Genomic DNA, 14,870 nt, shown 5'->3' on the forward strand with positions numbered 1-14,870 from the left:
CGTGGAGAAAGCTGTGTATTTTAACCGAGAATTGTCGTGGCTTAGATTCAACACGAGGGTTTTAGACCAAGCCTGCGATGAGAGGTTGCCCTTGTTGGAGCGGTTAAAATTCTTGGCCATTTATGGGACCAATTTAGACGAGTTTTACATGATCCGTGTGGCGGGTTTAAAGCACCTAGCCGACAACAACATGGCGACCGCAAGCCTAGATGGTTTGAGCCCCAGAGAACAGCTAGAGCGCATACACGCCTATGTCTCCACAGAGCAAAAAATCGTGCAAAAGCAATTTTTAAGCCTAAAAGAGACCCTAAGCAAGCAGGGCTTGAGTCTAAAAAGCGTGGCGAGCTTGCCTGCTAGATACTTGCCAAAACTGCAAGATTACTTTCACACACACCTTTATCCCATCGTTGTACCAACTTTGCTCGATTTAAACCGCCCCTTCCCCTTTGTGCGCAATCTAAGCTTTGGTTTGGTGTTGGCCTTAGAGCGGGGGGAGGGGGAGATGGTCTATGGAGCGATTAAAATCCCCTCGTTGCTCAAGCGCTTTGTTAAGATGGATACGGGCGTGTTTGTGGCGATAGAAGAGATCGTGCAAAAATACGCCCCGCTGTTGTTTGAGGGCTACACGATTTTAGAGAGCATGGCGTTTCGCATCACCTGCGATGCGGACATGGAGATCATTGAGGACGAGGGGCATGACCTAGTCGATCGCATCAGCGAGGAGCTAAGGATTAGAGACAGGGGGGAGGCGGTGCGCTTAGAGGTGGGCGGGGGGAACGCGCATTTACGCCAAATCTTAAGCGCCCAAATGCCCGGCGTTACTTTGCACCCGAGTCGCATTTTATTGGATTTGGGGCGGCTGTGGGAGTTGGTCGGGCGCAAGGAATACGCCCATTTAAAGGCCCCTGTTTTTGTGCCCAAAATTTTGCCCCCCCTAAATGGCATTGATTTGTTAGACAGCAAGGCATTTTTTGATCTGCTCGATCAGCAAGACATTTTGCTATTCCACCCCTATGAAAGTTTTGACCCCATCGTGCGCTTTATCCAACACGCTTCAGCAGATAAAAATGTCGTGGCCATCCGCATGACCTTATATCGAGTCGGCAAAGAGTCGCCCATTGTCAAAGCCCTCACAGAGGCAGCCCCTTATAAACAAGTGAGCGTGCTTGTTGAGCTCAAAGCCCGCTTTGATGAGGAGAATAATTTACACTGGGCTAGAGCGCTAGAAAATGCCGGAGCACATGTGATTTATGGGGTGTCTCATTTAAAGGTGCATGCCAAAGTGGCATTAGTGGTGCGCCAAGTGGGCGAGAGCCTAAAAGAATATGTCCATGTCAGCACGGGCAATTACAACACGCTTTCGGCCAAGGTCTATACGGACTTGAGCCTACTTAGTGCCAACCCTAAAATCGCGCATGACACCCTAAAACTTTTCCACTCTCTAGGCACGGGTGTGAGCGCGCGGACACATTTAAGCACGCTCTTTATGGCACCTAGACAAATCAAGTCCAAGGTCTTAGATTCGATTGCCCGCGAAATGAGTTTTAAACACAAGGGGCGGATCATTTTTAAAGCCAATGCACTTGTGGATAAAGACATCATCGATTGTCTGTACCAAGCTTCGCAAGCGGGGGTGAAAATCGATCTACTGGTGCGGGGGATTTGTTGTTTGCGCCCACAGGTTAAGGGGGTGAGTGAAAATATCCGTGTTTTCTCCATTGTGGGTAAATATTTAGAGCACGCCCGCATTTATTACTTCGCCCACGACACAAGCAAGCTGTATTTTTCCAGCGCGGACATGATGCCGCGCAACTTAGAAAAACGGGTTGAATTGTTTGTACCCGCCACTTCTAAGGCGATCCAAAGAAAAATGCTGCACATTTTGCACCTACAACTTAAGGACAATGCCCAAACCTACGCCCTGCAAACGGGGGGCAATTATGTCCGCCTAACGCCCACAAACACGCCCTTAAACGCCCAAATCCTGTATGAAGAGATTGTGAGCAACATCAAATGACTCCTAAATGGCTCTTTAAATTAGAGGCTGAAAGGGCCCACGCTTTAGTGGAGTGTGGTTTAAAAGTTTGGGGCAAACTTCCCCACAGCCTAGAAGTGCCAAACCCTCTTTTGGCTCAAGAAATTTTAGGGCTTAGTCTGCCAAACCCCATAGGCCTAGCCGCTGGGTTTGACAAAAACGCCACGATGTTAGCGGGTTTAAGCCATCTGGGCTTTGGCGTAATAGAGGTGGGTACGCTCACGCCTAAACCACAGCCAGGCAACCCCAAACCTAGGTTGTTTCGCTACATTGAGGAGCAAAGCCTGCAAAACAGCATGGGCTTTAACAACGATGGGGTGTTAAAGGCAGTGCAAAGACTGGAGAATTTGCCCCCCTTATCTAGCCTCATTGGTGTGAATTTAGGCAAGAATAAAGACACCCCCCTAGAAAATGCCCTGAGCGATTATGAAAAGGCACTGAGCGCAAGTCTTGGCGTGGGGGATTACTATGTCTTCAATCTCTCCTCGCCCAACACCCCGAATTTAAGAGATTTACAAAACGAAGCTTTTGTGGGCGAGCTCTTTAGCATGGCAGTTGAGCGCACACACAAGCCCTTGTTCTTAAAGGTCGCCCCTGACATGCCCACAGATGCGCTTTTGGGGGTGTGTGAAAGGGCTTTAAAGGCGGGCGCAAAGGGGATCATTGCCACAAACACCACCATAGATTATTCTTTATTGCCCGGGGTGCGATCGAGTGGGGGACTTAGCGGACGGGTACTGCAAGACAAGGCTAGGGCAGTGTTTGCAGAGGTGGCTAGGGCGTTTTTTGGGCGGGCCATCTTGGTGGCGGTGGGGGGGATTAGCGATGGTAAAGAAGCCTATGAACGCATCAAAATGGGGGCCCATTTTGTGCAAATTTTCACGGCTTTTATCTACCAAGGCCCCGCCATTTGTTGTAAAATAAACCAAGATATAGTAAAATTATTGCAACAAGATGGGTTGAGCTCAATCCATGAGGCTGTTGGGATCGGACAAAAAAGATGAAGGGCTTGGGTCGTTTCTTTGTTTTAATTTTAATACTAGGTGGATTTCATATGCAAGCAACGGAAAAGCTGAGTGTACGTACGTACTTACCCCACTACGAGAGTACCACCCTTGAAAATGGCTTACAGGTGGTGGCTGTGCCTTTGGCGAATAAAAGTGGGGTGATTGAGGTGGATTTGCTCTACAAAGTTGGCTCGCGCAACGAACACATGGGAAAGAGCGGGATCGCCCACATGCTCGAGCACATGAGCTTTAAAAGCACCAAGCACCTTAAAGAGGGCGAGTTTGACACCATCGTCAAGGGCTTTGGAGGGATCAGCAACGCCTCTACGAGCTTTGACAACACCCGCTATTTTATCAAGGCGAGCAACGCGAATCTAGACAAATCCCTAGAATTGTTCGCCGAGATGATGGGGTCTTTGCAGCTCAAAGAGGATGAGTTTTTGCCCGAAAGACAAGTGGTCGCCGAAGAAAGATTGTGGCGCACGGACAACTCGCCTTTGGGTTATTTGTATTTTCGCTTTTTTAACACTGCCTTTGTTTATCACCCCTACCATTGGACTCCCATCGGCTTTATGCAAGACATACAGCACTGGACCATCCAAGACATTAGGGATTTTCACGCCACTTACTACCAGCCCAAAAACGCCATTTTATTAGTGGTGGGGGATTTAGACCCTAAAAAAGTCTTTGAGCAAGCCAAAAAGCACTTTGCAAATATCCCCAATGGAAACAAAGCTCCCATCCCTGAGGTCTATATGCAAGAGCCTATCCAAAACGGGCTACGCGAAACCGTGATTCACAAAAAGGATCTCTCTTTAGAGTGGCTAGCGATCGGCTGGAAAGTCCCCCCCTTTGCCCACAAAGATCAAGTCGCTTTAAACGCCCTAGCCAAGCTCTTGGCTGAGGGGGACAGCAGTTTGTTGCGCAAAACCCTCATCGATCAAAAACGCCTAGCCTCTCAAGTTTTTGCCCAAAACATGGAGCTTAAAGACGCGAGCGTGTTTTTGTTTCTTGCGGGGGCAAACCAGCATGTCGAGGCAGCCCAAATTAAAAAGGAAATCTTGGCGATCCTAGACAACATTAAGCACGGAGGGGTTACCCAACAGCAATTAGATAAGGTCAAGATCAATAATCGCGTGGATTTCATCACCGGATTAGAGGATTCTTCGGATGTCGCAGAGATGTTTGCCGAGTATTTGACACAGGGCAAGATCGAGGACATCGCCCACTACGAGGAAGAGTTTGAAGCCCTAGAGATCAAAGACATTGTGCGGGTGGCTAATGAATACTTCAGAGATGAAGCTTACAGCGTTGTCACGCTAAAGCCCTAACATGCACGCCTTAAGTGCTCTAATCACCCCCTTTAAGCCGGATTTAAAGGTCGATGAGGCAACTTTTGCTTCTCTTATAGAAAGGCAAATTAGGCTGGGCATGGACGCTTGTGTTCCCACAGGCACCACGGGCGAGTCGGCGACCTTGAGCCACGAGGAGCACATGCGTTGCATCGAGATTGCCCTAGAGGTTTGTAAGCCCAAAGGCGTGAAAGTCCTAGCCGGAGTGGGCAGCAACGCCACGAGCGAGTCGATCATGTTGGCTAAGTTTGCCCAAAAAGCAGGCGCGGATGCGCTCTTGTGCGTGAGCCCCTATTACAACCGCCCCACACAGCAGGGCTTATTCGAGCATTACAAAGCCATCGCTAACGCCGTGCAAATCCCCTTAATCTTATACGATGTCCCCGCCCGCACGGGCACACAAATTGCCGTGGAAACGGCGGTAAAACTTTTTAACGAAGTGCCTAACATTGTTGGCATTAAAGAAGCTTCAGGGCAGGCCCAAAGGCTCGTGGATTTCTCCCACTTCGCCCCTGAAATGCAAATTTACAGCGGAGAGGACAAATTAAACCACATCATCATGGCAAGCGGGGGCGTGGGGGTGATCTCGGTTACGGGCAATCTTTTGCCTGATAAAATCTCTGCTCTTGTTCGGGCAAATTTACAAGGCGATCTAGCCAGCGGGCAGAAAATCCACAACGAATTATACGCCATCAATGGCGCACTTTTTTGCGAGAGCAATCCCATCCCCATCAAGGCTTGCTTGCACATGGCAGGCTTGCTAGAACACCTAGTTTATCGCCTGCCCTTGGTGCCGCCTAGCCACGAAAATATGCGCTTTTTAGAAACGATCTTAGAAAATTATGAGGTATTGAAATGAGTATGCAGGGCAAGACTTTAGTCATCAGCGGGGCGACAAGAGGCATTGGCAAGGCCATTTTGTACCGATTCGCACAAAATGGGGTCAATGTGGCCTTCACCTACAATAAAAACGAAGAAGAAGCCGCCAAGATCGCCGCCGACATTGAGACAAACCACCGCGTCAGAGCCAAACACTACCGCCTAGACATTTTAGAACCCGAACAATACATCGAGCTTTTTAAACAGGTCGATGCCGACTTTGAGCGGGTGGATTGCTTCGTGTCTAATGCGATCATTTATGGGCGCTCTGTGGTGGGCGGGTTTGCCCCTTTTATGCGTCTTAAACCTAAAGGTCTAAACAACATCTACACCGCCACGGTCTTAGCCTTTGTGGTGGGGGCGCAAGAGGCGGCTAAACGCATGAAACTTGTGGGCGGGGGCGCGATTGTGTCCTTAAGCTCTACGGGCAACCTAGTTTATATGCCCAATTACGCCGGGCATGGCAATTCTAAAAATGCGGTCGAAACGATGGTCAAATACGCCGCTGTGGATTTGGGCGAATTTGGCATTAGGGTGAATGCCGTGAGTGGCGGGCCCATCGACACGGATGCGCTCAAAGCCTTCCCCGATTACACTGAGATCAAAGCCAAAGTGGAGGAGCAATCCCCTCTAAAACGCATGGGCAACCCCACCGACCTAGCCGGGGCGGTGTATTTCTTGTGCGACCCCGAGCAAAGCGCATGGCTTACAGGGCAGACCATTGTGGTCGATGGGGGCACCACTTTTAAATGAAGATTGATGACTATTTACATCCACGAAAATGCTGAATTGCAGGTGGCCAGAAGAGCCATTTTGTGTTCCCATATTCTCTTAGTTTTGCTCTTAGGCGCAACCGCCTTGGGAGCCATCGCTTTTTTACAAAAGAGCGTAACCCCCGATTTTAAAGCCCTAAGCCCTAGCGCCGTGGGGTTTTATTTCCTCGTATGGCTGGCCATGTTTGCGTGCCAAATTTTTGGCTACTACAAGCTTGCCAAAGTGGGGCGCAATCTGTTGATTTTTCGTTGCATCGCCTTCCCCTACATCGCCGATGCCCTGCTCTCTTTGTTCCTTTTGCTTGTGATGCCCCAAGCCAGCATCACCCAGCTTTTTAATTTTAAGATCATCACTTTTTTCCTCTATGCCTATTATTCCTACAAGCTTTTTTGTGAGTTGAGTCGCGTTACTGATGAGCGTTTTTTTAGACAGGGGATTTTGCTCTTGGGTTTTTGCTTAACTCTCTTGCTCTTCATTGTGGGGATCAGCCGTGGGGCTTTGATTCTCTTTAGCTTGTTGTTTTTGGTGGGCATGCTCGTGGGGTGGGGCATGATCTTTATGGGTTTCTTTAGGCTCAAACAAATCAACACCCCATGAAATGGACTAAACAAATCCCCAACACCCTAACGATTTTGCGTATCCTGCTCTCTGTGTGCCTGCTCTTTTTGATTTTGCACGCCAGCCAGTGGTTTAAAATCTCGTCAGTGGGGCTAAACTACACCAGCGCATGTTTATTTGCCCTCGCAGGCTGCACGGACTTTTTAGATGGCTACATCGCCCGCAACTACCATTTAAAAACCCTGTTTGGCGAAATCTTTGACCCGCTGGCCGATAAAATCCTCATCCTTGCGGCCTTTTTAGGGCTTTTAGCACTTGGGCGCATCAGTGCGTGGGTGGTGTTTGTCATTTTGGGGCGGGAATTTTTCATCGCCGGGCTTAGAATGTCTGTATCCAATCACGGGCAAAGCATCGCCGTGAGCCAGTGGGGCAAGTACAAAACCTTTTTACAAATGTGCGCGATTGTCGTTTTGTTTTTAAATGTGCGCTTAGGCGGGGTGGCGCTGGGCGATTGCTTAATGGCGGTGGCGGTGTTTACAACTCTGTATTCAGGGCTAGATTATGTGCTAAAGTATTGTAAAATGGTGCAAAATGGGGATATTTGAAGCCCTTTTAGTCTTGGGCTTTGTGGTGCTCTTTCACGAGTGTGGGCATTTTATCCTAGCTAGGGCTTGTCAGATTGGCGTAGAAGTTTTTAGCCTTGGCTTTGGGACAAAGCTGTTTAAAAGAACCCATAACAACACCGAATACGCTCTATCTCTCATTCCGCTAGGCGGGTATGTGAGTTTAAAGCAAGAGGGCAACGATGGGTATTTGTCTAAACCCCTTTGGCAAAAAAGTTTGGTGTTGCTGGGGGGTCCGCTTTTTAACTTCTTGCTCGCCTTTGTGCTGTGCGCCATTTTAGCGCTCTTGCCCCAAGAACGCCTAGAACCCATAGTCGGGCAGGTGATGCCTAACATGCCCGCTACAAGTGCGCTTAAAATAGGCGATCGCATTTTAACCCTCAACGACACCCCCATAAAGAGTTTTGAAGACTTGCAAAAGGCGGTGATAAGCTCTAAGAGTCTGTCGGTCGTGGTGCGCCTACAAAGAGGGGCGCAGATTCTAAACCTGCCCCTAACCCTTAAAGAAATGCCCACCAAAGACGCGTTTAACCAACCCATTTTAATTAAGGTTTTAGGCATTAAATCCAGCCAACAAACCTTTTACGCCCACTACAACTTGCTAGAAGCCCTGCAACACGCTTTAGCACAATGCGCCCATTTAATTGCGCTCACTTTTCAGGGCTTAATCAAACTCATCACGGGGGTTTTGCCCCTTTCAAATGTCAATTCCGTTGTGGGGATCGTGGGCTTTTTGGCGCACCAAAGCGGGCTAGAAATGTGGCTTTTGAGCGTGGGGTTTATCTCCATTAACCTGGGGCTCTTAAATTTGCTCCCCATCCCCCTGCTTGATGGCGGACAGCTCGCCTTGTTGTGGGTAGAAAAATTGAGCCGCTACACCTTTTCGGCCAAGCAAGTGCAAACCCTAAACGCTTTGGGCTTTGCCTTTTTGGGGGCTTTGATGGGGCTTGGGTTGTTTAACGATCTTGTGGCCATGTTTGCAAAGCCTGCTTAATCACCTCCATCACGCAATCAATCCCCCCGGCTAAGCTAAAGAGCCAATACTTATGGGCGTAAATCCAATCTAGTTGCTTGGCCTGCAATTCTTCCTTCGTGGGCGTGGGCTTTACCACGATTTTGGCGATGTCTAACTCTTGGTGAAAAATGTAAGATTGGATCGCATCGTTGAAGCAATAATTAAACTCGGGCTCGTCAAACAAGCCCTTAATGTCGTTGATTTTTTGACTCAGCTCCTCTAACTTGTCTAAATCTAGACTCTCCAACTGCGCTTTTTTATTCAGCTCTTCTACATGCTCTAAAAAAGGGGCAACTTCTAAAAACAGCGCTTCAATGCGCTCTTTGCACAGCTTGGAGTAATCCAGCACATCTAGGCACATTTCGTGGGCGGCTTTAAGTTTTTGGGCGCTCATTGAAGGGCTTGGAGGGGTGAGTTGCAAAGGGGTTTTAGGCGCAAGGTTACAATCAGAGCGCACCCTCTCTATTGCCTCTTTAAAGGGCAATTCTAGCGTGCCTTGGATGCGTGCCCCGCCTTCTGTGGCATTGATGACTTCTAGTGAATAGGGGGTGTGGTAAATGTCCTTTTCAAAGAAGTCTAAAAAGAGCTTCCATATCCTTGTGGTCTCTACGACCCCACGCCCCCCATAAGCAGGGGTAAAAACCTTTGAGCCCGCCTCTTTGGGCGCGATCTCATCTGCCCCATATAAAGCCCCAAGAGCGTGGCTATGCCCATTGGCCCCAAAGCTCAAATCCTGCCCGATGAAAATACAACGCGCAAAGCGCGCATGCACCACCAGCTCGTAAGCCATGTTTGCCGCACTCATGCCAATGCCTAAATAGCCATACTCGTGCAGGCCAAATAAACTGGTGTAGCCAAAGGGGCGTAGGCTAAATTGCTTGATGCCCTTTGTGATCGCTTGGTGCAGTGTGGGATGCACAATGGAAGTGATCGCAAAGATCACACCCTCTTGGGCCTCTTTGGGCGTGTCGGTGTAAAACTTCGCCGTGGCTTCTACCCGCTCTAAAGAAAAGACCAAATCGGGCTTGATGCCCTCTTTGGCTAAAATGGGAAAAGACGCGTCTATGCAAAAAAGCGTGGCAAAGGGCGCGATTTCTTTAAGTAGGGGTAATTGTTTGTTTAGACTAGGCCCCGTGGAAACGATGATCGCCGTGTTATGTGTGGCGTTGCGCTTCTTTAAGGAAGAGAGCAGGTCTAGCAAGGTGGGACTTTTGAGCACATAGGGCAAGTTAGCCACATGGTGTTTGATGCCGATGATCGCGTCCCTTGCGTCATTGCCCACGCCGATGGCGGCGTTTTCTAGGGCTTTGGTAAAGTCTGCATTGATGCGCTGGACCTCTTGCATGTAGCGTTCATAATAGGGGTAAGTGATGTGTAACTCAAAGACCTTTGCATACAAACAAGCTTTTTTATCCATGTTGAACAAAGACGCGATCATTTGATAAGAACACGCGCTTTGCAAGAGAAAGATCAATCGGTCGGTTTTGATCTCCTCGCTAAAGTCTAGGAGATTAAAGATGATGAATAAAATTTCAACCTCGGGCTCGATGATGACGATGCGCTTGATCTGATCGTAGGCGAGCAAGAGTCTAAATAAAACACCATTGCCCGCGCCATAAAAATACAAATAGGGGGTGTAAGCATAATGGCTTAGGCCTTTAAATTTTTGTAGATTTTCTTCTAGGGGTTTGTGGGCAAAAATTGGGGTGTTAGTGTCGGTGTCAATGATGTTGAAGTCGTCTTGTTGCATGAAGACTTCATATTTCGTATTGCTTTGCACCCCTAAAAGGCGCTGGGCTAAAAGGGGGTCTCTTAGCCGCAGAGCTTCTAAATTGGTCTCGTAGATCGAGGGCATGCCCACTATTGCAAGAGCCGTAGGACATTTTGTTGCACCGCATTGGCTTGTGCCATCGCAAAGCTACCAGATTGTGCCAAGATGTTGTATTTAGAGAAGCTGGCACTTTCTTCGGCAAAATCCACATCTCTAATTTGCGATTCGGCGGCTTTCACATTGACCTGTGTTACAGAGATGTTGTTGATGGTGGTTACCAACTCCATTTGCACCGAACCTAGGTCTGAGCGGATTTTGTCTAATTGCGTGCGGGCACTCTCGGCCATGTCCATCACCACCATCGCCCCGCGCAAGCTCGTTACACCTGCACCAATGCCTTTAAAGTTTAACTTGGCTTGGGCGGCATTGGCGTTGCCCCCGCTCGCACTCGCCACATTCGCATCAAAGACTCCCCGCACAGCCCGCAAATTCACGGTGTATTCGGCAATACCCTGCGCAGAGTGTAACCCGATGTGGCTGTAATTGATCCCACTGATGACGATGTCTCTAGCGTCTTGCTTGATTAAAGTCAAGCGCCCCACAATAGCATGTGCGTTGCCTGAAATGCCCGCAAAATTCCCTCCCCCAAAGACATGGCCAGAAGCACTGACAGCGTGTACGGCAATGGCCCGCCCATCGACAGATTTTAAGTTAATGCGCCCTGCAATGTCGATGTAGGCTTCTACGCCCGTGCGCTCTTTAACGGAGTTGATGGCGTTGATGAGTCGTCCATCGCGGTCGTTTTTCTTCACATCATTGATATTGCCGATGAGCACTCCATTGATGGTGAGCCCCCTTACCGTGCCCGACTGTACAGCCACCCCCCCTGTGCCAATCACTGTGGCTGTGGCGCGCACGCCCAAAGTGTTGGAGTTTTTGTTGATCACCTCTACCAGTGCCCCAAGCCCCGTGCCCGCACTAGTGGAGATTTTAACTGACTCTAATTTAAAGTCATTCACACCATTGGCCTGTTTAAAATTTAGGGTCACCTCTTGTAGATTGTGTGCGCCCGCGCTCACCTCCATGCCATCGCGATCCATCCCTGAGGTTTCAAAGCGCACATGTCCGATTTTATCCGAGCCAGTGGGCCCAATGGAGGCCTTGATTGTGGTGTTAGAGTAAGCCCCGATTTGAAACTCTTTGTTAGAGAAACTGCCCGCCAAGAGCTGTTGCCCGTTAAAGCTGGTCGTGTTGGCGATGTTGTCTAATTCTTCTAAAAGCCGCAAAATATCGCTTTGCAACGCTTTTCTGGTTTCAGTGGTCTGGCCATCTTGCGCCGCTTGCACTGCTTTGGTTTTCACTGTGTCAAGGATTTTAATCTGCTCATCCATTGCTTTATCGGCGGTTTGGACAATCCCGATCGCATCGTTTGCATTTTTGATGGCTTGTCCCAAACTCGCACTTTGGCTGCGCAAACTATCGGCGATGGCCATCCCTGAAGCGTCATCTGCTGCTTTGTTGATGCGTAGCCCTGAGCTTAACTTCTCTAAAGAGCTGGCTAAATCTCTATTGTTGCGCACCCCGATGGTGTGTGCATTTAAAGCGGCGACATTTGTATTGATCCGAAAACTCATCTTTGCATCCTTTGCTAATTGTTATGCCAGCAACTAAGCAAGGTCTGTTCCATTTTTTAAACTTTGGGTTTTAAGCAAGAAAGCGCTTAAAAATATTCTATAATGCCACCTGCAATCAGAGATTTCATTATTAGAGAGTTTTGCATGCAAAAAAAGCTCATTATTGTAGAGTCCCCCACAAAAGCCAAAACCATCGCCCACTTCTTAGACTCGAGCTACCAAGTCATCGCCTCTAAGGGGCATGTTAGAGATTTAAGCAAATACGCCATGGGCATTAGTATCCAAGAGGACAAATTCTACCCCAGATATGCCGTGTGTAAGGACCACGAGGACATTGTCGCCAAAATTTTAAGCCTTGCCAAGAGCGCGACGCAAATTTACATCGCCACCGATGAAGATAGAGAGGGCGAGGCGATCGGCTATCACATCGCCTACTTGATCAAAGAGCACCAAAACAAGGCGAAAAAATCTAGCACCACCCAAGAGATTGCCGACCTAGAGAATCAAACCAAGCAACCCACCAATAACCCCATTTTCACGCTCCCGCGCATTGTCTTTCACGAGATCACCAAGTCCGCCATTTTGCACGCCCTAGAAAACCCTAAAACCCTAGATGTCTTAAAAATCAATGCCCAATTAGCAAGACGACTCTTAGATCGCATCGTGGGCTTTAGTTTAAGCGCGCTCTTGGCGCATAAAATCTCAAGGGGGATGAGTGCGGGGCGGGTGCAAAGCGCGGCGCTTAAAATCGTGGTCGATAGAGAAAGAGAAATTAAAGCCTTTAAGCCCGTCATTTACTACAACATTGAGGGCGATTTTGAGGGTATAGAGGCTAGCTTAGACACCTACAAGGGCGCAAAAGTTAAAAAGCAAAGCATCAAAGACAAAGAGGAGGCGTTAAGCATGTGCGCCTTTCTTAAAGAGCAAAGCTTTAGCGTCCAAGAGGTGGTACAAAAAAATAAAGTTTCCCCCAGCCCGCCCCCCTTTATGACCTCCACTTTGCAACAAAGCGCATCGACAAACTTAGGCTATGGCCCCTCTAAAACAATGGGAATCGCCCAAAAACTTTATGAGGGTGTGGCAACTCCAGAGGGGGTGAGCGGGGTCATCACTTACATGCGCACAGATAGCCTACACACCGCCAAAGAGGCCAAAGAGGCAGCCAAAGAGTTCATTAAAAACACCTATGGGTCTAAGTATCTACCCAAGACCCCTAAAACCTACACTTCTAAGAATAAAGCCGCCCAAGAGGCGCACGAGGCGATCCGCCCCACAAATTTAAACTTCACCCCCGCTCTAGCTAAAGAGTATTTAAAGCCAGAGGAGCATAGACTCTACACCTTGATTTACCAGCGCTTCTTGGCTTCGCAAATGGCCGATGCCCTTTTTGAGCAACAAAGCGTGTATTTTGGCTGCGAAAACGCCGTTTTTAAAGCCAACGGGCGCAAAATGGTTTTTGAGGGCTACTTAAAAGTGTTGCAAGAAAAGAGCGAGGATAAGCTCTTGCCCCCTTTGCAAGTTAAACAAGCCATTGGCCTAAACCACATCAAAGCCCAAGAGTGCAGCACAGAGGCTCCCCCCCGCTACTCTGAGGCGTCTTTAATCAAAACCCTAGAGAGTCTAGGCATCGGCAGACCCAGCACCTACGCGCCTACCATCGCTCTTCTCATCAACCGCGACTATGTCGGCTTAGAAAAAAAGCAACTTGTCCCCACTCAAAACGCCTTTGTTGTGGTGGATATTTTAGAAAAACATTTCACTAATATTGTGGATGCCGCTTTTAGTGCCAGCTTAGAAGACAAGCTAGACGCGATCGCTAGCTCTAAGGCCTCTTGGCAGCAAATGCTCATGGAGTTTTACACCCCCTTTATGCGGCAAATTGAGGAGGGGAAGGCACAGATCGCATCGCAAAAGGTGAGCGTACCCACCGGGCTCTTTTGCCCTCAGTGTGGAGCCCAGCTGGTGGAGCGCAAAGGCCGTTTTGGGGCGTTTGCAGTGCTTACCCTAAGTGTAAAAACATCCGCCAAGAGGCCCCAAAAGTGGAGGGCATCAGCCATAAATGTCCCGAGTGTGGGGGGCAAATCGTGCAAAAAAGGGGTAAAAAAGGGGGGTTTTTTGGGTGCAACAACTACCCCAAGTGCAACTTTTTAACCAGCTACCAGCCCATTGAAAAGCCCTGCCCCAAGTGCGGGTATTTAATGGTCTATAAGCCCTACAAGAAAAAGCCCAGCGTGAATGCCTGCTTAAAGTGCAAATTCAGCGAGGAAGTGGCGCAACTTGTTTAACCCCATCTTCGGTCCGCTCAAATCCCGCCGCTTTGGGTGGTCTTTAGGCATTGATGTGTCCGGACAAGCCAAGCAGTGCAATTTTGATTGTTTGTATTGTGAGCTCACGGCGCACAAACCCACAGCGCGCATGCAAAATGTCTTGCCCCCCGATTTCCTTTTAAACGCCCTAAAGCGTGCTCTAGAGAAGATCACAACCCCCCTAAATGTACTCACCACAACTGCTAATGGCGAGCCGACCCTATACCCACATTTAAAAGAGTTAATTATAGGAATGCAAGCCTTAGTCCCTAGCGGGGTGCAAACTTTGATTTTAAGCAATGGCTCAAGGCTGGGTGTGCCTGAAGTGCAAGAGGCTTTAATGCATTACAACATGGTCAAATTCTCTTTAGATGCCGTTTGCAAGAAGGTTTTTAGCCGTGTCGATCGCCCCCACAAAGACCTCTCTTTAGAGAAAATCTTAAACGGGATTTTAGATTTTGCCCAAAAATATCGGGGGTTTTTAGTGGCGGAGGTGCTGTTAGTGGCGGGGGTGAATGACAGCGAAGTGCACATTAAGGACTTGGCAAGTTTTTTAAGGCGTGTGCCCAACTTGGCGCGCGTGGATTTAAGCACGATCGATCGCCCCCCAGCTTACAAGGCCAAACCCCTAGAGACAACTAAATTACAAGAATTGGCCGCCCATTTTCAAGATTTGCCCTTAAGTCTGCCCCAGCGGGTTTTAGAGCAAACCCAAGTACAAAGCACCAAAGAAGCCTTTTTAGAGTTGCTAAGGTGCCGCCCTTTGAGTGTAGAGGAAGCGCGTTGTTACCTAAACATAGCAGAATTGCAAGAATTGCAAAAAACGGGACTCTTGCAAATCAAGCAAGTGGGGCAAATGCATTTTTACTACTACACTTAAGGCCTTGTTTGTGTGGTATAATTTTAAAAACACATA

11 protein-coding genes and 1 pseudogene are annotated in these 14,870 nt (G+C 48.6%); 10 read left to right on the forward strand and 2 right to left on the reverse strand.

The window, feature by feature from the left end; genetic code table 11:
* Positions 1-13 precede the first annotated feature (13 nt).
* The 8 genes from ppk1 to rseP are packed head-to-tail and all read left to right on the forward strand — an operon-like array spanning position 14 to position 8,222.
* A complete protein-coding gene (ppk1, locus tag HAL07_RS01345; RefSeq protein ID WP_156295912.1) occupies positions 14-2,017 on the forward strand; it encodes a polyphosphate kinase 1 in 2,004 nt (667 codons plus the stop codon).
* Positions 2,014-3,039, forward strand: coding sequence for a dihydroorotate dehydrogenase (quinone) (gene pyrD / locus HAL07_RS01350; protein WP_053944834.1), 1,026 nt, complete (start codon positions 2,014-2,016; stop codon positions 3,037-3,039). Before ppk1 ends, pyrD begins: the two co-directional genes overlap by 4 nt.
* Positions 3,036-4,373: a M16 family metallopeptidase gene (locus HAL07_RS01355; protein ID WP_053941735.1), complete on the forward strand. Its 1,338-nt coding sequence runs from the start codon at positions 3,036-3,038 to the stop codon at positions 4,371-4,373. Before pyrD ends, HAL07_RS01355 begins: the two co-directional genes overlap by 4 nt.
* Before the next feature lies 1 nt (position 4,374).
* Positions 4,375-5,253, forward strand: a complete 879-nt coding sequence (gene dapA, locus HAL07_RS01360) for a 4-hydroxy-tetrahydrodipicolinate synthase (protein ID WP_053944835.1) — start codon at positions 4,375-4,377, stop codon at positions 5,251-5,253.
* 2 nt (positions 5,254-5,255) lie between these two features.
* The gene (locus HAL07_RS01365; protein WP_053945030.1) at positions 5,256-6,026 is read left to right on the forward strand and encodes an enoyl-ACP reductase; all 771 of its coding nucleotides are present in this window, start codon (positions 5,256-5,258) and stop codon (positions 6,024-6,026) included.
* Positions 6,027-6,032: 6 nt separating this feature from the next.
* Positions 6,033-6,644: a hypothetical protein gene (locus HAL07_RS01370; protein ID WP_053941732.1), complete on the forward strand. Its 612-nt coding sequence runs from the start codon at positions 6,033-6,035 to the stop codon at positions 6,642-6,644.
* The gene (gene pgsA, locus HAL07_RS01375) at positions 6,641-7,210 is read left to right on the forward strand and encodes a CDP-diacylglycerol--glycerol-3-phosphate 3-phosphatidyltransferase (protein ID WP_053944836.1); all 570 of its coding nucleotides are present in this window, start codon (positions 6,641-6,643) and stop codon (positions 7,208-7,210) included. Before HAL07_RS01370 ends, pgsA begins: the two co-directional genes overlap by 4 nt.
* Positions 7,197-8,222 carry an RIP metalloprotease RseP gene (gene rseP / locus HAL07_RS01380; protein WP_053944837.1) on the forward strand — a complete coding sequence of 342 codons (1,026 nt, stop codon included), beginning with the start codon at positions 7,197-7,199 and terminating at the stop codon, positions 8,220-8,222. Before pgsA ends, rseP begins: the two co-directional genes overlap by 14 nt.
* Here the strand turns inward: rseP and HAL07_RS01385 are convergent.
* Complete coding sequence (locus HAL07_RS01385; RefSeq protein ID WP_053944838.1) at positions 8,185-10,098, reverse strand: motility associated factor glycosyltransferase family protein; 1,914 nt, start codon at positions 10,096-10,098, stop codon at positions 8,185-8,187. The two genes, rseP and HAL07_RS01385, sit on opposite strands and share 38 nt — an antisense overlap.
* Before the next feature lie 5 nt (positions 10,099-10,103).
* Entirely contained in the window at positions 10,104-11,648 is a 1,545-nt protein-coding gene (locus HAL07_RS01390) for a flagellin B (protein ID WP_053941728.1), read from the reverse strand.
* Positions 11,649-11,792: 144 nt separating this feature from the next.
* On the opposite strand from HAL07_RS01390, the pseudogene topA reads away from it, so the two are divergent.
* Positions 11,793-13,933: pseudogene (topA, locus tag HAL07_RS01395) on the forward strand (type I DNA topoisomerase).
* Positions 13,926-14,834 (forward strand): radical SAM protein, encoded by a 909-nt coding sequence (locus HAL07_RS01400; RefSeq protein WP_053944839.1) that lies wholly within the window; start codon positions 13,926-13,928, stop codon positions 14,832-14,834. The pseudogene topA and the gene HAL07_RS01400 overlap by 8 nt, the downstream one beginning before the upstream one ends.
* Positions 14,835-14,870: the final 36 nt, after the last annotated feature.

The organism is Helicobacter ailurogastricus, assembly GCF_001282945.1.
GTDB classification, from domain to species: Bacteria; Campylobacterota; Campylobacteria; order Campylobacterales; family Helicobacteraceae; genus Helicobacter; species Helicobacter ailurogastricus.